This window comes from Pseudomonas sp. WS 5010 (assembly GCF_012985565.1).
Lineage (GTDB): Bacteria > Pseudomonadota > Gammaproteobacteria > Pseudomonadales > Pseudomonadaceae > Aquipseudomonas.
Window position 1 is genome coordinate 1 of record NZ_JAAQWQ010000012.1, and the last position, 19402, is coordinate 19402.

Sequence of the window (19402 nt, forward strand, 5' to 3'; positions counted from 1 at the left end):
GGGCACCCCGGCATGGATGCCGGGGTAGCCGCGACACGGCCATGGATGGCCGATCGCGGCGGGCCCACGGAGCAATGCCTGACTGCGGGCATGCCGAGCCTAGGCGAGGCACCGAGTGGTGGGGCAAGAGCGTTTTGCTTACTTTGGCGCTTCTCCAAAGTGAGCCGCCGTCAGGGCGGAACCCCAAGTGGCCGTTACCGCAGCAATGGATATGTACACAGACCGAGAAGAGAGTTGTGTAGATACCTATGGTCATCGCGGGCAAGCCCGCTCCCACAGGAGCTATATAGTGGCTCCCAGGCCTGTCGCCAAACCGTCATTTATCTGCATTAGGCTCGCGGGCCTGAATGCCCCCGAGTGCTAGTCCATGGTCAAAGGCCTGTTGTGCGTCGCCTTGCTGCTGTTCACCGCTACCGCACATGCCCAGGCCTGGCCGGCGCGGGAGTGGTCCCAGGGCCCGCAGTTGGCCGGTCCCGCCGTGAAGGCGCTGGAGGAGTATGCGTTCCCGGCCCGCAATGACATCACCCGCGAAGGCATCCGCACCGACGCACTGCTGGTGATCCGCGACGGCGAAGTCATTTATGAACGCTACGCCGCACCCACTAGCGCAAGCACGCCGCACCTGACCTGGTCCATCAGCAAGAGCCTGCTGGCCACGGTGCTTGGCGTTGCCTACGGCGAAAACCGCTTCAAGCTCAGCGACCCGGTCGCGCGCTTTTATCCGCCGATGAAACAGCACCCGAACATCACCCTGGCGCACCTGCTGAACTGGACCTCGGGCCTGGACTGGCAGGAAGACTACGAATACGCGCCGCTGAAATCCTCGGTGGTGGCCATGCTCTACACCCGTGGCCGTGCCGACATGGCAGAGTTTGCCGCCGACACCCACACCTTCAGCGCTGCGGGCCAGGCGTTTCGCTACTCCAGCGGCGACAGCAATCTGGCGTCCGCCGCCCTCAAGGGCATGCTCGGCCACAAGGCTTATGTCGATTACCCGTGGACCGCGCTGTTCACGCCCCTGGGCATTCGCAGCGCCACCTGGGAAAGCGACGCCAATGAAACCTTTGTTGCCTCGTCCTATGCCTATATGACCGCCCGCGACCTGGCACGAATTGGCTTGTTGATGGCGCGGGACGGGCGCTGGGGCGAGCGGCAGTTGCTACCCAAGGCCTGGGTCGACTTCAATCGCCAACCCCTGGCGCAGTACATCGCGGGTCAGGACGAAGCGGTGCCCGGCGGCCACTGGTGGCTCAACCGTCAAGTGCAGGGCGCTGCCCGGCCCTGGCCGGATGCGCCCGACGATACCTTCGCGGCCCTGGGTCACTGGGGCCAGGCGTTGTATGTGTTGCCCGAGGCAAGGCTGGTGATCGTGCGCTATGGCGATGACCGCGACGCCAGCTATCACCACAACGAACTGCTCAAGCGCGTGCTCGCGGCGGTGCAACCATGATCCGGCGCCGTCCGTTTATCAGCCTGTTTCTCCTGCTGTTGCTCGCCTTGCTGGGGTGGGCCTGGCATGAGCGCGTCAACCTGCAAGCGTTCCCCGACATCATCGCGGCGTATACGGCCAAGGAGTATTGCTCGTGTCGGTATGTGGCGGGCAATCCTGCTGACTATTGCCTGGGGTATGTGAAGCAGTACGTGCCGACCAGTGCGTTGGTCGACACGCCCGAACGCAGTGAAGTGACGGCGAGTGGGTTGGGGCGCACGCATACGGCGCGGTGGATAGGGGAACGGCAGGGGTGTCGATTGTTGTGATGTTTAGCTCACCACTGCGCAAGGTAAAGAACTGCAGGCTCGGCGCTGACCAACAGCCAAGGGAAGCAGATTGGCGGACAGGATCGTAAATCGATGATGTGATTGTCCGATAGAAGGTTCTCAATATCGGTCATAAACCCGCACTTCCAAATATGTGATGTGGTGATTTACCTGACAGGCATGAGCAACTTGGTTTGTGAGTTTGAAAAGCCGCAGTAAGTGTCTATTACCGTAAACTTTCCGTGATAGTCACTTGCACGGATGGGGATTTTGTAAGTGTAGGTGTATTTGGTGGAAGAGATTAGTGTGAACTCTGGATGAAGCACTGGGGCAGGGGTTTCCATTTCCACACTAGGTACTTTTGATTTAGAAAGGTCAAAAGTGGCGGTGCCGCCTGCGGGTAAGGGATTTGGAAACGCAATATCGATGCTGATGGGTTTTTTGGTACCTACCATCTTATCGCTGCCATCGGGGTTTTTTAGCGGGGTGTCGCTGATACCTTTGGCGACCTGGATGTTGTCGTAACATTTCGGGTCTAGTGCTGCATTGGCGTTTGTGATTGCAGTCAAAACTACGAAGCAAGCCAATAGGCATTTTTCTGTGCTGAAGTTTTTCATGATGATTTTTCCTAGGTGTGGGTTGTGATGTTGTGGCTCGAAGGTAGTTTTATTTTTTTGTGCGTATTTTGAATACTGTGAAAAGTGACAGTTTTTTATATTGTTTTTTTGTTTTCTCTTGCGCCTTTAGAGTTTTTTGCTTGAGAGATTTGGATAACTTTCCTCCACGTGCCCATCGCTCCTGGTTGTTTGGTGCCCAGAACTCATGGTGTAGATGTTGCTACGTGAATAAACTGGCTCTTTATCACTCTGATAGGCGATTCCGCTGTGAGGGATAAGCCTGTTGGGGGCACTTCGTACTTCAGTTCAAGCAAGCGTGCTCACCTATTGCCACAAGGTTCCACAGGGTGGAACCACCTTTGATTGTCCTCGCCCGCCCATCGCGGTTATCTGTGGCGGTGCCACAAAAAAGAACGGGAATACCCGCCTGCGAGGAGAGTCACCATGCGCCCACACCAGCACATCCTGGATTGGCTGAGCGATGTCGCCAGCGACCTGCACGCCGTACGCCAGGACATCCACGCCCACCCTGAACTTGGGTTCGAAGAAAACCGCACCTCGGCCCTGGTCGCCCAATCCCTGAAGAACTGGGGGTTTGAAGTACATACCGGCATCGGCCACACCGGCGTGGTGGGCGTGCTGCGCAATGGCAGCAGCCCGCGTACCCTGGGGATTCGTGCCGACATGGACGCCTTGCCGATTATTGAAAACACCGGCGTCGCCTACAGCAGCCAGCACGCCGGCTGCATGCATGCCTGCGGTCACGACGGTCACACCGCTATGCTGCTGGGCGCCGCGCGTTACCTGGCGGCGACGCGCCGGTTCGACGGCACCCTCAACCTGATTTTCCAGCCGGCCGAAGAAGGCCAGGGCGGCGCTGAAGCGATGCTCGCCGATGGCTTGCTGGAGCGCTTCCCCTGTGACGCCCTGTTCGGCATGCACAACATGCCCGGCTTGCCCGCCGGCCACCTGGGCCTGCGGACCGGGCCGATGATGGCTTCCCAGGACCTGCTCACCGTGACCCTCGAAGGCGTCGGCGGCCACGGTTCCATGCCGCACCTGACCGTGGACCCGCTGGTGGCCGCCGCCAGTACGGTGATGGCCTTGCAGACGGTGGTCGCGCGCAACATCAATGCCCAGGAAGCGGCGGTAGTCACGGTCGGCGCCCTGCAAGCAGGGCAGGCCGCCAACGTGATTCCCCAGCAGGCCATCCTGCGCCTGAGCCTGCGCGCCCTCAATGCGCCGGTGCGCGAGCAGATGCTGGAGCGGGTCAAGGCGATCATCCAGACCCAGGCCGCCAGCTTTGGCTGCACCGCGCAGATCGAACACCGTCCGGCGTATCCGGTGCTGGTCAACCATGCCGATGAAACCGAGTTCGCCCGCCAGGTCGGCGTTGCCTTGCTCGGTGAAGCGGCGGTCGACGCCAACACGCCCAAGCTGATGGGCAGCGAAGACTTCGCCTGGATGCTCCAACGCTGCCCCGGCAGCTACCTGTTTATCGGCAACGGCGTGTCGCGGCCGATGGTCCACAACCCCGCCTATGACTTCAACGACGAGATCCTGCTGACCGGTGCCGCCTACTGGGGCGCCCTGGCCGAGAGCTGGCTCAAGCCGGCCTGACCACCTGCCTTTTTCCTGCCGCTGGACCTTTCCTCAACAGGTTGAATGGAGTGTTCTCATGCAGACTTCAATAAAAGGCGTGTCCCGCACCCGGCAAGTGGTAGCGGCGGTGGTCGGCAACGCGCTGGAGTGGTACGACTTCATCGTCTACGGCTTTCTGGCCAGCATCATCGCCCGGCAGTTTTTCCCCTCGGACGATGAATACGCGTCGCTGCTGATGGCCCTGGCCACCTTCGGCGTGGGCTTTTTCATGCGCCCGGTGGGCGGCATCCTGCTCGGTATGTATGCCGACCGCAAAGGCCGCAAGGCCGCCATGCAGTTGATTATCCGCTTGATGACCGTGTCTATCGCGCTGATCGTGTTTGCGCCCAACTACGCCGCCATCGGCATGGGCGCGCCGCTGTTGATCGTGGTGGCGCGGATGCTCCAGGGCTTTGCCACCGGCGGCGAATATGCCAGCGCCACGGCGTTCCTGGTGGAAAGCGCACCGGCCCATCGCAAGGGCCTGTACGGCTCCTGGCAATTGGTCGGGCAGTGTTTGGCTGTGTTTGGCGGCGCGGCGATGGTGGCGTTGGTCACCCATTTCTTCTCCCCTGAGACCCTCGACCTGTGGGGCTGGCGCCTGCCGTTTGTGTTCGGCCTGCTGATCGGCCCGGTGGGCTTGTGGATTCGCCGGCACATGGAAGACCCCGAGGAATTTATCGAAGCACGTAAACAGGCCACCGGCCCGGCGCCAAGCCTGATGACAGTGCTGCGTGAGCATCGGCGCAGCATTCTGGTGAGCATGGGCCTGGCCTGTGGTGCGACGGTGTCGTTCTACGTGGTGCTGGTGAATATGCCGACCTTCGCCCACAAGAACCTCGGCCTGCCTCTGGACCAGGTGTTGATGGTGCAGATGTTCGCCGTGGCGCTGATGACCGTGGTCATCCCTTTGTCGGGCCTGCTCTCTGACCGATTGGGCCGGCGGCCGGTGCTGATGGCCTTCACCCTGGCGTTTTTCGTGATGGTCTACCCGCTGTATGTATGGGTCGCGGCGGCGCCGTCCATCGAGCGCTTGCTGGTGATGCAGGTGATGCTGTGCATCGCCATCGGCGGCTTCTTCGGCCCGGCGCCGACGGCCCTGGCCGAGCAGTTTCCCATCGAGGTGCGCTCCACCGGCGTGTCGGTGGCCTACAACGTGGCGGTGATGCTGTTCGGCGGTTTTGCCCCGCTGATTGTGACGTGGCTGAGCAAGGTGTTGGAGACACCGGTAGCTCCGGCGTTTTATGTGCTGTTCGCTTGCGTCCTGACGCTGCTGGGCACTTACTGCATGCATGAGGCGCCAAGGGCTGCAGCGCCGGCGCGGTTTGCCAAGGGGGTGAAACCTTGAACATCGTTGAACTGGATGCGGTGGAGCTGTCCCAGGCGATCCATGCCCGGCAGGTGTCCTGCCACGAAGTGATGCAGGCCTATCTGGCGCAGATCGCGCGCTTCAATCCATTGGTCAATGCCCTGGTGTCGCTGCGCGACGAAGCCGATGCGCTGGCCGAAGCCCGCGCCTGTGATCTTGAGCTCAAGCAGGGCCGTTCCCGCGGCTGGATGCACGGCATGCCCCAGGCCATCAAGGACCTGGCGGCGACCAAGGGCCTGCGCACCACCCTGGGTTCGCCACTGTTCGCCGAACAGATTCCCACTGAAGACGCGATCGCCGTGGCGCGGGTGCGGGCCAGCGGCGCGATTATCATCGGCAAGAGCAACGTGCCGGAGTTCGGCCTCGGCTCGCAGACCTACAACCGGGTGTTCGGCACCACCGGCAATGCCTACGACCCGACCCTGGTCGCGGGCGGCAGCAGCGGCGGGGCGGCGGTGGCCCTGGCGCTGCGCATGCTGCCGGTGGCCGATGGCAGCGACATGATGGGCTCGCTGCGCAACCCGGCGGCGTTCAACAACGTATTCGGCCTGCGCCCGTCCCAGGGCCGCGTGCCCCATGGCCCGGCGCCGGAGGTGTTTGTCCAGCAACTGGCCACCGAAGGCCCGATGGGGCGCAGTGTGGCGGACGTGGCGCGGCTGTTGGGCACCCAGGCCGGTTATGACCCGCGGGTGCCGTTGTCGCTCAAGGACGACCCCGGCGTATTCGGCGCGCCGTTGGCCCGTGATTTCAAGGGCGCGCGTCTGGGTTGGCTGGGTGACTACAATGGCTATCTGCCGATGGACGACGGCGTATTGGCGCTGTGTGAATCGGCCCTCGGCGACTTCAGCGCGTTGGGTTGCGAGGTGGAAAGCTGCCAGCCGGATTTCTCCATGGAGCGCCTGTGGCAAACCTGGCTGGTCCATCGCCATTGGCTGGTGCAGGGCACGCTGGGGGCGGCGTATGCCGACCCGCAAAAACGTGCGTTGCTCAAGCCTGAAGCGCAGTGGGAAGTCGAGGGCGGCCTGGGCCTGAGGGCGGCGGATGTGTATCAGGCGTCGCTGGCGCGCAGTGACTGGTACCGCGCCCTGGCCAGGTTGTTCGAACGTTACGATTTCCTGCTGCTGCCCACGGCACAAGTGTTCCCTTTCGATGCACAACAGCCCTGGCCACGCGTCGTCGGGGGGCAGGCCATGGACACTTATCACCGCTGGATGGAGGTGGTGATCGGCCCCACATTGGCCGGCCTGCCGAGCATGAGTGTGCCGGTGGGCTTCAACCCGCAAGGCTTGCCCATGGGCCTGCAAATCATCGGCCCGGCCCAGGCGGATCGCGCGGTGCTGCAACTGGCGTACGCCCACGAACAACTGACGCACTGGGTGCAGCGTCGCCCTCCGGAATGCTTGAGCGGGTGACGGCCTGTATCTTGCTGTGAAATTCGCTCAACCATCAGCAACCGGGAGGTCAGCCATGGGCAGCAACGTCGACACAGGGACTGTGCGCTCCGTGGAGCGGGCATTGGCCATCATCGAGTTGCTCGGTGAGCACCAGGCCCTGGGGCTTGAGGAACTGCATTACCTGACACGCCTGCCCAAGGCCACGGTCTCGCGCATGCTGCTGACCCTACAAGAACAGGGCTGGATCTATCGCGGCCTGAGCGACCGGCGCTACCGCCTCAGCGCCCAGCGCTTGTTCGGCGATACCCAGCAACGCTTCAAGCGGCGCCTGGTGGAGTGCGCGGCGCCCTGGCTGCTGGAACTCAGCGAACGCACCGGGCTGGTGGCGGACTTGTCGAACTTTGACGGTGAACGCCTGGAAGTCATGGAAAGCGCGATCCCCACGGTGTTGCGCAAGCTGTACCCGAACAACTGCCAGATCGTTGGCCAGCATGCCAGCCTGTTTCATTCAGCCATGGGCAAGGCATGCCTGGCTGAACTTGCCGCAGAAGAAGTGCAGCGCCTGGCCAGCCGCGAGCATGTGGCGGCCGATGATCAATACCGCGCCTGCGAGCAATCCCAGCACCAGGGATTTGGCCAGCGTACCGAAGGGTACTGGGAATACCCGGTGCGCCTGCCGTTCCTGATCCGCGCGGTGGCGCTGCCGGTGCGGGCCAATGGCCGATTGGTAGGGAGCATGGCGTTGCACTGGCCGATGCACCAGGCGCCGGTGGAGCGGGTGCTGAGTTTGCATCTGGCGAGCCTTGAGGCCACCGTGCAAGGCGTGCAGCAGGCACTGGCCTAAGGTGCAAGCTGGTTTGTGTGGGAGCGGGCTTGCTCGCGATAGCGGTGGGTCAGTCAAATATCTATTAACTGACCCACCGCTATCGCGAGCAAGCCCGCTCCCACAGTTAAATTGCCGGGACCGTTACATTGCGTGCAGCAGGCCGGCCAGTTAATGTTCGAGCAGGTTTTTCTGCGCGCGAGTGTTTAATGTTCAACACATCCATCCTCAAACCCCTGGCCCTCTTGCTGCTGGCCGCTGCCGCCATGCCCGCGCAGGCTGCGTGGTACCTGGATAACGAATCCTCACGGCTGTCGTTCGTCACCACCAAAAACACCGATATCTCCGAAGTCCAGCGCTTCTTGGTGCTGCATGGCAAGGTCGAAGAGAACGGCGCGGCGCAGTTGCAGGTTGAACTGGAGTCGGTCAACAGCGGCATCCCGCTGCGCGATGAGCGCATGCGCAACGACCTGTTCCAGATCAAGACCTACCCCGACGCGCTGATCAACGCGCAAATCAATCTGCAGCCGATCAACGACCTGGCTACCGGCGCACAACTGGAGTTGCGCCTGCCGCTGTCGGTCACCCTGCATGGCAAGACCCAGACCTACAACGCCGAACTGCTGGCAACGCGCCTGGACGACCGGCGGTTCCAGGTGGTGACCCTGGAACCACTGGTGCTGCACGCCAAGGATTTTGACTTGCTCACCGGTGTCGAGACTCTGCGCAAGGCCGCTGGCCTGGACGCGATCAGCCTGTCGGTGCCGGTGGGTGCGGTGCTGATTTTCACGGCGCGCTGACATGAGCGGCGCGGTGTTCCCCTGGCGCAGCGCCAACCGCTTCGAATTGCTGATCGACGGCCCGAATTTTTTCCCGCAGATGCTCGTGGCGATCGCCCGTGCCGAGCGCCAGGTAGAGCTTGAGCTGTATCTGGTGGAGGCGGGCGCCTGCGCCGAAGAGATGGTCAAGGCCCTGGTGCAGGCGGCCGAGCGCGGGGTGCAGGTGCGTTGCCTGTTCGATGACTACGGCAGCCTGGCATTTACCCTCAGCCTGCGGCGCCGCTTGCTCGAGGCCGGGGTGCAGTTGCGCTTTTACAATCGCCTGCGCTGGCGCCGCTGGATGCGCAACCTCTACCGCGACCACCGCAAGCTGTTGTTGGTCGACCAGAGCATCGCCGTGGTGGGCGGCACTGGGGTCACCGATGAGTTCTGGACCCCCGGGCAGGACACCTGTGAGTGGCACGAGGTCATGGTGCAAATCAGCGGCCCGCTGGTGCAGGACTGGCAAGCCCTGTTCGACCGCCAATGGCGGGTCAACGACCACCGTCGTGCCTGGAAGCCGGCGACGCATTTTGGCTTGCCGCGCCTGCCCAAAGTGCCGGCGACCGGCCCCGGCCTGGGGCGGGTGGCGTATGCCGACGCCGGCCAACACCGGGACATTTTGCAATCGCTGATCCGCGCCTTGAACAGCGGCCAGCGCCGTATCTGGCTAGCCACGCCGTACTTCCTGCCCACCTGGGGCGTACGCCGGGCCCTGCGCCGGGCGGCCGGGCGCGGTGTGGACGTGCGCCTGCTGCTCACCGGGCCGCGCACCGACCATCCTTCGGTGCGCTACGCCGGCCACCGCTACTACCCACGCCTGCTCAAGTCGGGGGTGAAGATCTTTGAATACCAGCCGTGTTTCCTGCACCTGAAGATGGTGCTGGTGGACGATTGGGTGAGCGTCGGCTCGTGCAATTTCGATCACTGGAACCTGCGTTTCAACCTGGAGGCCAACCTGGAAGCGCTGGACCCTGAGTTGACGCTGGCGGTGGCGGGCAGTTTCGAGCGTGATTTCGCCCAGAGCCAGGCGGTCAGCCTGGAGGCGTGGAAGGCCCGACCGTTGTGGCGGCGGGTCAAGCAGCGGGTGTGGGGGTGGATCGATCGGTTGGTGGTCAATCTGCTGGATCGAAGAGGGTAGGGAACACACCGCAATCAACTGTAGGAGCTGGCTTGCCAGCGATGGCAGCACCTCGGTGTAACTGATAGACCGAGGTGCCTGCATCGCAGGCAAGCCAGCTCCTACATTGACCGTGTTTACAGCTTCAATCAGAGCAGTTCAAAGCTCTGCTGCTGCACATCCTGGGAGTCCAGCCCGATCTGCACATTGAACTGGCCAGGTTCGGCGGCGAACTTGAGCTGGGTGTTGTAGAACTTCAAGTCATCCTCGGTAATGCTGAAGTGCACCACCTTCGATTCACCGGCCTTGAGCAGGATCTTCTGGAAGTTCTTGAGTTCCTTGATCGGGCGGATCATCGAGCCGGCCACGTCCTGGATGTACAGCTGCACCACGGTCTCGCCGTCGAGCTTGCCGGTGTTTTTCAGGGTGACGCTGGCGTCGAGCTTGCCGGTCTTGTTCAGGGTGGTGGACGACAGCGCCATGTCCGACAGGCTGAAACGGGTGTAGCTCAGGCCATAACCGAACGGATACAGGGGACCTGTGGTGTCGTCGAAGTACTGCGAGGTGTAGTTGCCCGGTTTGCCCGGGGTGAACGGCCGGCCAATGGTCAGGTGGTTGTAGTAGGTCGGAATCTGCCCCACGGAGCGTGGGAAGGTGATCGGCAGCTTGCCCGACGGGTTGTAGTCACCGAACAGCACATCGGCAATCGCGTTGCCGCCTTCGGTGCCGGCGAACCAGGTTTCCAGGATCGCGTCGGCTTGCTGGTGCTCTTCGAGGATCGACAGTGGCCGGCCGTTCATCAACACCAGCACCAGCGGCTTGCCCGTGGCTTTCAGGGCCTTGATCAGGTCGCGCTGGCTTTGCGGGATGTTCAGGTCGGTACGGCTCGAGGATTCGTGGGACATGCCACGGGACTCGCCCACGGCGGCCACCACCACATCGGCGCTTTTCGCGGCCTTGACCGCTTCGTCGATCAGCACCTGGGCCGAGCGCGGGTCATCCACCACTTCCGGGGCATCGAAGTTGAGGAAGTTCAGGTAGTCCACCACTGCCTTGTCACTGGTGATGTTGGCGCCACGGGCGTAGATCACCTGGCCCTTTTCGCCGATCACCGCGTTCATGCCGTCCAGCAGGGTCACCGATTGCGCGGGCTTACCGGCGGCGGCCCAACTGCCCATCATGTCGATGGGGGCCTTGGCCAGCGGGCCGACCAGGGCGATGGTCGCGGATTTCTTCAGCGGCAGGGTGTCGTTGTGGTTTTTCAGCAACACCAGGCTGCGCCGCGCGATGTCGCGGGCTTCGCTGCGGTGCAGGCGGCTTTCGGCATAGGTGTCGGCCGGATCATCCTCGGCCTTGCCGATACGCAGGTATGGGTCGGCAAACAGGCCCATGTCGTACTTGGCACCGAGCACTTCACGCACCGCGTTGTCGATGTCGCTTTGCTCGATCTCGCCGGATTTCAGCAGCCCTGGCAGTTCCTTGCCGTAGAGCTGGTCGTTCATGCTCATGTCGATGCCGGCCTTGATTGCCAGCTTGGCCGCTTCGCGACCGTCCTTGGCCACGCCGTGCTTGATCAGCTCGAAGATCGCACCGTGGTCGCTCACCGTCAGGCCCTTGAAGCCCCACTCCTTGCGCAACAGGTCGTTCATCAGCCAGGTGTTGGCGGTCGCAGGCACGCCGTTGATCGAGTTCAACGCCACCATCACCCCGCCGGCGCCGGCCTTGATTGCCGCGTGGTAGGGCGGCAGGTAGTCCTGGTACATCTTGACCGGGCTCATGTCGACCACGTTGTAGTCGCGCCCGCCTTCCACTGCGCCGTACAGGGCGAAGTGCTTGACGCTGGCCATGATGCTGTCGGCCTGGGCCGGGCTCGGGCCCTGGAAGGCCTTGACCATCACTTCGCTGATGCGCGACACCAGGTAGGTGTCTTCGCCAAACCCTTCGGAGGTCCGACCCCAGCGCGCGTCGCGGGAAATATCGACCATCGGCGCGAAGGTGATGTCGAGGCTGTCGGCGGCGGCTTCCTTGGCGGCAATGCGCCCGGAGCGGCTGATGGCGTCCATGTCCCAGCTCGAGGCCAGGGCCAGGCTGATCGGGAAAATAGTGCGGTGGCCGTGGATCACGTCATAGGCGAAGAACATCGGGATCTTCAAGCGGCTGCGCATCGCCGCGTCCTGCATCGGACGGTTTTCCGGGCGGGTGATGGAGTTGAACGTGCCACCAATGCGCCCTGCGGCGATTTCCTTGCGGATCATCTCGCGCGGCATTTCCGGGCCGATGCTGATCAGGCGCAACTGGCCGATCTTTTCATCCAGGGTCATCTGTCCGAGCAGGTCGCTGACGAACGCGTCCTTGTCCTTAAGCGCAGCGGGCTTGGTCTCGGCAACGACGGAGTGACTGGCCAGAGTGGCAACAAGGCCCAGCAAACACAGCTTTTTCATGAATATCCTTTTTCGGCGAACTGCGCAGTGTTCAGGTAAAAAACACGGCTCGGCCAAAATGTGGGGAGCGACTATTGTTGTTCGGGTGTTGTGTGGATAAATACCGCACACTTCTCAGCTCTTTATGAACTATCCATAAAGAAGGGCATCTTTTAGCTGATTGGCTCGCTGTAATCCAGTAGTGGCGGATTATGCCCCAAGCGCGTGATGTATAGGGTCAGTCGTCAAATTCCATAAGGTTGGTCAGGAGACACACCATGCAAGCAGCACAGACTATTCGATGGGGCTGGAAAGCCGCGGCCCTGCTACTGATCAGCAGCGTGCTGAGCGGTTGCGGCATCAACAAGATCCCGACCCTGGACGAACAGGTCAAGGCGGCCTGGGCCCAGGTGCAGAACCAGTATCAACGGCGTGCCGACCTGATCCCCAACCTGGTGGAAGTGGTCAAGGGCTATGCAGCCCATGAACAGGACACCCTCACCGCGGTGATCGAAGCGCGGGCCAAGGCGACCTCGATCCAGGTCGATGCCAGCACCCTCGACAACCCGGAAAAACTCAAGCAGTTCCAGCAGGCCCAGGAAGGCCTGAGCGGTGCCCTCAGCCGCCTGATGGTGGTGTCCGAGCGCTATCCGGACCTCAAGGCCAACCAGAACTTCCTGGCCCTGCAATCGCAGCTTGAAGGCACCGAAAACCGCATCAGCGTGGCCCGTCGCGACTTTATCGCCGCCGTGCAGGCCTTCAACACCGAGATCCGTACCTTCCCAGGCCGCCTGTGGCACAGCGTGATGTACAGCGATCTGCCGGTGCGCGCCAACTTCGAGGCCACCAGTGCCGATGCCGATAAAGCGCCGCAAGTGAAATTCTGATGACCTGGCGTGCTGGGTGGCTGGCGGCGCTGCTGCTGGCCTTTAGCCTGACTGCCCAGGCGGCGCCGGACTTCCCGGCGCTGACCGGGCGGGTGGTCGACAACGCGCAGATGATCGACCCGCCGGTGCGTGCGCAACTGAGCCAGCAATTGCAGGCGCTGGAGCAAACCAGCGGCGACCAGATCGTGGTCGTCACGGTGCCCGACCTGCAAGGCCTGCCCATTGAAGACTACGGTTATCAACTGGGCCGGCACTGGGGCATCGGCCAGAAGGGCAAGGATAACGGCGCGCTGTTGATCGTGGCCCGGGACGAGCGCCAGTTGCGCATCGAAGTGGGCTACGGCCTGGAGGGCGTGCTCACCGATGCGCAGTCGTGGGTGATCATCAACCAGGTGATTGCGCCCAAGTTCAAGGCGGGCAATTTTACCCAGGGCATCAGCGACGGCGTGGCGGCCATGATCCAGGTGGTCGGCGGCGAGCCGTTGGCGGTGCCCGCCCATGTGGCGGATCCCAACTTTGCCAAGGACAACCCGGTGTTTTCCATCGGCCTGTTCATCCTGTTGCTGGTGGTGTTGTGGCTGTGCAACCGCATGGGCCTGCCAGTGGGCGCCATCCTGCTGGCGATTCTCAGCAGCAGCGGGCGTGGCGGCGGTGGCGGCGGGGGCGGTGGCTTCAGGGGCGGCGGTGGCGGTTTTGGCGGCGGCGGGGCTTCGGGTGGCTGGTAATGACAATAACTAAAGAGCATCTACAACCATGGCTTTACTGACAGAACACGAGCAGCGCCAAGTCGCCGAAGCGATCGCCAGGGTCGAGCAACAGACCGACGCCGAACTGGTGACCGTACTCGCCGCCCGCGCCGACGACTACGCCTACATCCCGCTGCTGTGGGCCAGTGTGGTGGCGTTGGTGGTGCCGGGGATCGTGCATTACCTGTCGGGCTGGTTGACCATGCACACCTTGCTGCTGGCGCAATGGGCGACGTTCATTGTGCTGTGCCTGGTGTTCCGCCTGCCGGCCATCACCACTCGCCTGATCCCGCGCTCGGTGCGGCATTGGCGCGCATCGAACCTGGCGCGCCGGCAGTTCCTGGAGCAGAACCTGCACCACACCCTGGGCAGCACCGGGGTGTTGATTTTTGTCAGTGAGGCCGAGCGCTATGTGGAGATCCTGGTGGACGACGGGATTTCCAAGCGGCTGGATGACAGCAGTTGGGACGCTATCGTCAAGACGTTTACCCAGCAGGTGAAACAGGGGCAGACATTGGCGGGGTTTATCACATGCATTGAGGCCTGCGGCGAACTGCTCAAGGTGCATGTGCCCCAGACCCACACGCGCAATGAACTGCCCAACCGCCTGGTCGTCCTGAAATAACCTGTGGGAGCTGGCTTGTGTGGGAGCTGGCTTGCCTGCGATAGCATCAACCCGGTGTGACTGATAGACCGAGGTGCCCGCATCGCAGGCAAGCCGGCTCCCACACAAGCCAGCTCCTACACAAGCGGCATTTTCAATCGCACTGACCGTTGGGCAAATAACTCCGTGCCCTGGAGCGCCATCCCCCCTAAAATGCCCGGCATTCCCTGCCCGAGGCGTTTTTGTTCATGTCTGTCACCGCTAAACCTGCCAGCCCCGCGCCGGATCATCATGCCCAGTTCATCGAGTTGCTGCGCGCAAGCCTCGAGCAGAATGCCTTTATCAAGCTGGTGCTGGCCAAGTACGTGGGCGATGAGGTTGAGCTGCAACGCCTGATCATCAAGGCAGTGACGGTCAAGGAGCAGGCGTGCCTGTCCTTTGTCTATCGCTACAAGACCCGCGATATCACCAAGAACTTCGCCCTGGCAGACGGCGTCGCGACGATTGCCGCGCTGTTGCCGGCCTCGTTCAAGAACGCCCACCTGTTGTCGTTGACCGACGAAGCGCAGCTGGAATACAGCAAGAAGAACAAAAGCTCGCTGTTCAAAAGCAAACCCCAGCAGTTGCGTGAAGCGCCATCGGCCGAGCACAACCGTGAGAAAAACCGCTTCCTCGACCTTGGCCGGCCATTTCTCGCCGACCTGGGCGTGACCAACGCCAAGCACGAGCTGATCCCGGCGATGTCGCGCAAGTGGAAGCAGATCAACAAGTTCATCGAAGTGTTCAGCCACGCGCTGACCTCATCCCCCTTGCAACTGGACCGGCCGGTACGCGTCGCGGATTTTGGCTCGGGCAAGGGTTACCTGACGTTCGCCATCCACGACTACCTGCGCAACACCCTCAAGGCCGAAGGCCAGGTGACGGGCGTGGAGCTGCGCGAAGACATGGTGACCCTGTGCAACAACGCCGCCGCCCGCCTGGAGCACCCGGGGCTGGTGTTCAAGTGCGGTGACGTGCGCAGCGTGGCGCCCAGCGAGCTGGACGTGATGATCGCCCTGCATGCCTGCGACATCGCCACCGACTACGCAATCCACACCGGCATCCGCTCCGGGGCGTCGATCATCATGTGCTCGCCGTGCTGCCACAAACAGATCCGCTTGCAGATCCAGAGCCCGGCACTGCTCAAGCCGATGCTGCAATACGGCCTGCACCTGGGCCAGCAGGCCGAGATGGTCACCGACAGCTTGCGTGCGTTGTTCCTGGAGGCCTGCGGGTACGAAACCAAGGTGTTTGAATTCATCTCCCTGGACCACACCAACAAGAACAAGATGATCCTGGCCGTGAAGCGTGCCGAGCAGGTGGACAACGCTCAACTCCTGGAGAAAATCCAGGAGCTCAAGGCGTTCTACAACATCACCGAACACTGCCTGGAAACCCTGCTGCGGGCGGATGGTTACCTGGCCGGAGAATGACGCAAATCAAAATGTGGGAGCTGGCTTGCCTGCGATAGCATCACCTCGCTTTACCTGATACTCCGAGGTGCCTGCATCGCAGGCAAGCCAGCTCCCACATCAGATCGTGCTCGCCTTGGAGACCGGTGCAGGCTGCACAGCTGTCTTGCGCCCCAACATCACCGTGACGATCACCCCGCAGGCAAACAGCCAGGTAATCGGCTCGATGTGCTCGCCAAAAAACAGCGCGGAAAAGGCGATGGTGAAAAAGATCTGCAACAGCTGGATCTGGCTGACCCGCGCGATCCCACCCATGGCCAGCCCGGCATACCAGGCAAAGAACCCCAGGAACTGCGAGAACAGCGAGACGTAGCCAAACGCCCACCAGGTGCGCGCCGAGATTGCGCCTTCATGTTGCAGCGCCAGGTACGTCACCGGCCCGATCAACAGCGGCGTCGACAGCACCAGCGCCCAGCAGATCACCTGCCAGCCGCCCATCTCCTTGGCCAGTCGGCCGCCTTCGGCATACCCCAGGCCGCCCACGGCAATCGCCCCGAGCATCAGCAGGTCGCCAGCCTGGATGCTGCCGGCGCCCGTGATCAACGCATAGCCGAGCACCAACGCGCTGCCCAGTGCCGCGCAGGCCCAGAAAGCTTTTGACGGACGCTCATGGGACAGCCACGCCGCATACAGCGCCACGCACAGCGGTTGCAGGCCGTTGACCAGGGCGCCATGGGAGGCGGGCAGGGTTTGCATGGCCCAGGCCGACAACACCGGGAAGCCGAGGATCACCCCGGCAATCACCAGCGCCAGGCCGCGCACCTGGCGCCAGGTCGGCCAGGCTTCGCGGCGCCAGAGCAACAGCAGGGCCGCCGGCACCGCCGCGAACAAGGCGCGGCCCAGGCCATTGAGCAATGGATGGATTTCCTGCACCACGATGCGGGTGAAGGGCAGGGTCAGGCTGAAGATGATGACGCCGAGCAGGCCGAGGGCCATGCCGGTGTTTTCGCGCGAATTCATGGGAGCAACCGGATTGAATGGGCAGGCAGGTGCTGCCCATCTAGCCACAAAGCCCGCAGGACGCGGGCTTACAGCTGGGTGCAGATTGAACCGTACAGTTGGGCGGTTAGAAGAAGCGGGTCACGCTGATCTTGGCGTTGCGCCCGACGCTGGTGGCGCTGTCGCCGCTCAAGGCTGGCATGTAGCTGCGGTTGAACAGGTTGTCGACGGTGAAGTTGACTTCAGTGCCCTTGAGGTACGCCTGTTGCGGCGTCCATTTGGCGAACAGGCCCTGGGTGTCGTAGCTGTCGTTGGCGTACTGGTCGTAAAACAGGTCGCCAAAGCCACTGTTCAGGCCGCTCGAATATTTGTCGCTGGGCAGGCGATCGGTCTTGCGCACGAACTGGCCTTGCCAGCCCACTTGTGCGTCCCAAGCGGGAATCTTGGTGCCAAGCACAGCGACCCACTTGGCCGGTGGAATGTCCCGGGCCCAGACGTGGATGTCGCTGGCCCACGGGTTGGTGTAGGGGTTTTCGCGTTTGCCGGTGGCCCACGAGTAGCTCAGGGAGCCGAACAGATAGGTCGAGTCGTAGTAGCCTTCGAGCTCGAAGCCCTTGATGGTCATGCTGCCGATGTTGCGGTAGTTGGTCTTTGACGCCATGTCGGTGCAGACATCGGCGATGGAGCCGACCTGGGAGTTTTGTTCCTTGCAGCCAATCCCGGTGGCCTTGAAGATCTCGTCTTCGATCTTGTTGTGGAACAACGTCGTACGCAGTTGCAGGCTGTCGCCGCTGGCCATCACGTTGGCAAAGCTGGTGACGTTACCCACGGTGATGGCAGTGATGCGTTCCGGGTCCAGATTGCGGCTGGTGGAGGTGCGGCTGCCCAGGCCCTGGACTTCGTATTGCTCGTCGATCACCGGGGCGCGCCAGGTGCGGCTCCAGTTGGCGAACATCACCACGTCCGGGGTGACTTTCCAGAACGCTGCCAGGCGCGGCGACCAGCCGGCATAGGTGCGGTCGCTGTAGTCGTGGCCGTAGGCCGGGTCGGGGTTGCTGTAGTACGGCGCATCGTTGGCCTTGCCACGGTTGAGCACGTGGTCATAACGCAGGGACGGGGTGATGGTCACGTCGCCCAGGGTCACCGCGTCCTGGATGTAGAACGCGTTGGTGTCGACTTTGCCGTGGGGCATGAAGGCCGGCTGGAAATGCCCGTAGTTGTATTTGGGCGTGTTGTAGGTTGCGCCGGGCATCCAGCTTTCTGTGTCGCGGATGTGCTTGCGGATCTGTACGCCGGTAGTCAAGGCATGGTCCAGCGGGCCGCTGTTGAAGCGGCTGATGTTGCGCAGCTCCAGGATCTTGTCGGTGTAGGCAGTGTCCATCTTGCGCCCGCCGGTGGACAGACCGACGACGGCCGTGGCGTCGCGTTCGTCGGTCTGGTCGGTATTGGACTCCGAATAGCTGAGCTTCATGTCGATCAGCGGGTTATCCAGGGGCTGGTATTCGTACTTGCCTGACCACGTGGTATCGACGGTGTGGCGGTTGGCCAGGAACCGTCTTACGGCCGCGTCGTAGCCATAGCGGTCGATATCGGTCTTGCGCGGTGGCGATGGGTAGCTTCTGGCCGAGAAAGGTGTCCAGCGTTCGCTGTTGGCCCGGGAGTAGGAGAAACCGAGGCTGTGCTCATCGGTCAGGTACATGTTCAGTTTGAACAGTTGACCGTCCACATCCTGGGCGCTGTTGGGCAGGCGCTGCGGGTTGATCGGGTATTCCTTGCTGTCATAGTCGCGCGCTGCGGCCAGCTTCATGTCGCCGCCGTCACGCTTGGTCAGGTAGGCCAGGGCGTCGATGCGCCCGTCATCGGTGCGGCCATACACGGCGCCGCTGTAGACCTGTTCGTGGTCGTTGCTGGCATAGCCGTACTTGAGCATCGCACCGCTGTTGCGCCCGTCCTTGAGCAGGTCCGGCGCATCCTTGGTGACCATGTTGACCGTACCGCCGAACCCGCCGTTACCGGTGAAGGCCGAGTGCGGGCCTTTTTCCACCTCGACGCTCTTGATCATCTCGGGCTCGATAAACACGGTGCCCTGCTGATAGCGCTCGAAACCGCTTTTGGTCGCGCCATCGACCGTCATCGGTACGTCTTCGGCCTCGCCCATCCCGCGAATATTGATGATCTGCCCGCCCGGTTTCATCGAGCCGCCCATGGTCACTCCCGGCAGCGTCTGCACCAGGCTGGCGATGTTGTTGGGCTGCAGGCGGTCGATATCGGCCTGGGAGAGGGTGGAGCGGCCGACGGTGCTGGCGTCGACCTGGTTACCGGTACCGATCACGCTCAAGGCGTCCAACTGCACGCTGGCGCTGTTGGTGGTGCGGCTTTCCTCGGGGCGCACGACATAGGTGCTGCCTACTTTGATCAGAGTGAACTCGCCGGTCTTGAGCAGGGTACGGATCGCCACTTCGGGGGTGAAATCACCGTTGAGCGCGGGCGCCTGGATATTCTTGAGCAGGTCTTCATCGAACAGCAGCTGGATTTTTGCCTGTTGCGCAACCTGGCTCAGGGACGTGGCCAAGGGTTGGGCCGGCAGTTGCAGGGTGAACGACTCGGCCTGGGCCGTGAGGCTGACGGTCAGGCAGGCGGCGATGAGTGTCGGTCGAACAAACAGGTGCTGGGCAAGGCAAGGCGCGCGAAACATGAAATCCCCCAAGGCGGCTAAATAGCCAAAAAAGGCATGCGTATCAAACGCAGACCGGAG

The 19402-nt window shown here is 62.3% G+C and carries 16 protein-coding genes; 12 read left to right on the plus strand and 4 right to left on the minus strand.

Annotation, left to right across the window (positions count from 1 at the left end):
• Nucleotides 1–367 precede the first annotated feature (367 nt).
• Nucleotides 368–1450 (plus strand): serine hydrolase, encoded by a 1083-nt coding sequence (locus HBO11_RS26830; protein WP_169955533.1) that lies wholly within the window; start codon nt 368–370, stop codon nt 1448–1450.
• A complete protein-coding gene (locus tag HBO11_RS26835) occupies nt 1447–1758 on the plus strand; it encodes an amidase (protein ID WP_169955534.1) in 312 nt (103 codons plus the stop codon). The genes HBO11_RS26830 and HBO11_RS26835 overlap by 4 nt, the downstream gene beginning before the upstream one ends.
• 167 nt (nt 1759–1925) lie before the next feature.
• Here the strand turns inward: HBO11_RS26835 and HBO11_RS26840 are convergent, their stop codons facing one another.
• Entirely contained in the window at nt 1926–2375 is a 450-nt protein-coding gene (locus tag HBO11_RS26840; protein WP_169955535.1) for a hypothetical protein, read from the minus strand.
• A 444-nt stretch (nt 2376–2819) separates the two neighbouring features.
• On the opposite strand from HBO11_RS26840, the gene HBO11_RS26845 reads away from it, so the two are divergent.
• The 6 genes from HBO11_RS26845 (at nt 2820) to HBO11_RS26870 (ending at nt 9561) form a co-directional block, all read left to right on the plus strand.
• Nucleotides 2820–3995, plus strand: coding sequence for a M20 aminoacylase family protein (locus tag HBO11_RS26845; RefSeq protein WP_169955536.1), 1176 nt, complete (start codon nt 2820–2822; stop codon nt 3993–3995).
• A 58-nt stretch (nt 3996–4053) separates the two neighbouring features.
• Nucleotides 4054–5364, plus strand: a complete 1311-nt coding sequence (locus HBO11_RS26850) for a citrate-proton symporter (RefSeq protein ID WP_169955537.1) — start codon at nt 4054–4056, stop codon at nt 5362–5364.
• Nucleotides 5361–6797 carry an amidase gene (locus HBO11_RS26855; protein ID WP_169955538.1) on the plus strand — a complete coding sequence of 479 codons (1437 nt, stop codon included), beginning with the start codon at nt 5361–5363 and terminating at the stop codon, nt 6795–6797. Before HBO11_RS26850 ends, HBO11_RS26855 begins: the two co-directional genes overlap by 4 nt.
• A gap of 55 nt (nt 6798–6852) precedes the next feature.
• Nucleotides 6853–7623, plus strand: a complete 771-nt coding sequence (locus HBO11_RS26860) for an IclR family transcriptional regulator (RefSeq protein WP_169955539.1) — start codon at nt 6853–6855, stop codon at nt 7621–7623.
• Between the two features lie 188 nt (nt 7624–7811).
• Complete coding sequence (locus tag HBO11_RS26865) at nt 7812–8402, plus strand: YceI family protein (protein ID WP_169956797.1); 591 nt, start codon at nt 7812–7814, stop codon at nt 8400–8402.
• Nucleotide 8403: 1 nt separating this feature from the next.
• Entirely contained in the window at nt 8404–9561 is a 1158-nt protein-coding gene (locus HBO11_RS26870; RefSeq protein ID WP_169956795.1) for a phosphatidylserine/phosphatidylglycerophosphate/cardiolipin synthase family protein, read from the plus strand.
• A gap of 128 nt (nt 9562–9689) precedes the next feature.
• Here HBO11_RS26870 and bglX read toward each other — a convergent pair whose 3' ends face one another.
• Nucleotides 9690–11981, minus strand: a complete 2292-nt coding sequence (gene bglX / locus HBO11_RS26875; protein WP_169956793.1) for a beta-glucosidase BglX — start codon at nt 11979–11981, stop codon at nt 9690–9692.
• A 257-nt stretch (nt 11982–12238) separates the two neighbouring features.
• Between bglX and HBO11_RS26880 the strand changes: the two genes are divergently transcribed.
• The 4 genes from HBO11_RS26880 to HBO11_RS26895 all read left to right on the plus strand — a co-directional run bounded on the left by HBO11_RS26880 (nt 12239) and on the right by HBO11_RS26895 (nt 15669).
• Nucleotides 12239–12847 (plus strand): LemA family protein, encoded by a 609-nt coding sequence (locus HBO11_RS26880; protein ID WP_029297013.1) that lies wholly within the window; start codon nt 12239–12241, stop codon nt 12845–12847.
• Complete coding sequence (locus HBO11_RS26885) at nt 12847–13572, plus strand: YgcG family protein (RefSeq protein WP_169956791.1); 726 nt, start codon at nt 12847–12849, stop codon at nt 13570–13572. The genes HBO11_RS26880 and HBO11_RS26885 overlap by 1 nt, the downstream gene beginning before the upstream one ends.
• A gap of 28 nt (nt 13573–13600) precedes the next feature.
• Nucleotides 13601–14218: a TPM domain-containing protein gene (locus HBO11_RS26890; RefSeq protein ID WP_169956789.1), complete on the plus strand. Its 618-nt coding sequence runs from the start codon at nt 13601–13603 to the stop codon at nt 14216–14218.
• Nucleotides 14219–14445: 227 nt separating this feature from the next.
• Nucleotides 14446–15669, plus strand: coding sequence for an SAM-dependent methyltransferase (locus tag HBO11_RS26895; RefSeq protein ID WP_169956787.1), 1224 nt, complete (start codon nt 14446–14448; stop codon nt 15667–15669).
• Between the two features lie 99 nt (nt 15670–15768).
• On the opposite strand, the gene HBO11_RS26900 is transcribed toward HBO11_RS26895, so the two are convergent.
• Complete coding sequence (locus HBO11_RS26900) at nt 15769–16668, minus strand: DMT family transporter (protein WP_099167892.1); 900 nt, start codon at nt 16666–16668, stop codon at nt 15769–15771.
• Between the two features lie 106 nt (nt 16669–16774).
• A complete protein-coding gene (locus HBO11_RS26905) occupies nt 16775–19342 on the minus strand; it encodes a TonB-dependent receptor (protein ID WP_169956785.1) in 2568 nt (855 codons plus the stop codon).
• Between the last annotated feature and the right edge of the window lie 60 nt (nt 19343–19402).

What these genes read in the sequence shown, in the direction of transcription:
- HBO11_RS26830 (WP_169955533.1), top strand. Translation starts at nt 368, where the DNA reads ATGGTCAAAGGCCTGTTGTGCGTCGCCTTGCTGCTGTTCACCGCTACC.
- HBO11_RS26835 (WP_169955534.1), top strand. Translation starts at nt 1,447, where the DNA reads ATGATCCGGCGCCGTCCGTTTATCAGCCTGTTTCTCCTGCTGTTGCTC.
- HBO11_RS26840 (WP_169955535.1), bottom strand. Translation starts at nt 2,375, where the DNA reads ATGAAAAACTTCAGCACAGAAAAATGCCTATTGGCTTGCTTCGTAGTT.
- HBO11_RS26845 (WP_169955536.1), top strand. Translation starts at nt 2,820, where the DNA reads ATGCGCCCACACCAGCACATCCTGGATTGGCTGAGCGATGTCGCCAGC.
- HBO11_RS26850 (WP_169955537.1), top strand. Translation starts at nt 4,054, where the DNA reads ATGCAGACTTCAATAAAAGGCGTGTCCCGCACCCGGCAAGTGGTAGCG.
- HBO11_RS26860 (WP_169955539.1), top strand. Translation starts at nt 6,853, where the DNA reads ATGGGCAGCAACGTCGACACAGGGACTGTGCGCTCCGTGGAGCGGGCA.
- HBO11_RS26865 (WP_169956797.1), top strand. Translation starts at nt 7,812, where the DNA reads ATGTTCAACACATCCATCCTCAAACCCCTGGCCCTCTTGCTGCTGGCC.
- HBO11_RS26870 (WP_169956795.1), top strand. Translation starts at nt 8,404, where the DNA reads ATGAGCGGCGCGGTGTTCCCCTGGCGCAGCGCCAACCGCTTCGAATTG.
- bglX (WP_169956793.1), bottom strand. Translation starts at nt 11,981, where the DNA reads ATGAAAAAGCTGTGTTTGCTGGGCCTTGTTGCCACTCTGGCCAGTCAC.
- HBO11_RS26880 (WP_029297013.1), top strand. Translation starts at nt 12,239, where the DNA reads ATGCAAGCAGCACAGACTATTCGATGGGGCTGGAAAGCCGCGGCCCTG.
- HBO11_RS26885 (WP_169956791.1), top strand. Translation starts at nt 12,847, where the DNA reads ATGACCTGGCGTGCTGGGTGGCTGGCGGCGCTGCTGCTGGCCTTTAGC.
- HBO11_RS26890 (WP_169956789.1), top strand. Translation starts at nt 13,601, where the DNA reads ATGGCTTTACTGACAGAACACGAGCAGCGCCAAGTCGCCGAAGCGATC.
- HBO11_RS26895 (WP_169956787.1), top strand. Translation starts at nt 14,446, where the DNA reads ATGTCTGTCACCGCTAAACCTGCCAGCCCCGCGCCGGATCATCATGCC.
- HBO11_RS26900 (WP_099167892.1), bottom strand. Translation starts at nt 16,668, where the DNA reads ATGAATTCGCGCGAAAACACCGGCATGGCCCTCGGCCTGCTCGGCGTC.
- HBO11_RS26905 (WP_169956785.1), bottom strand. Translation starts at nt 19,342, where the DNA reads ATGTTTCGCGCGCCTTGCCTTGCCCAGCACCTGTTTGTTCGACCGACA.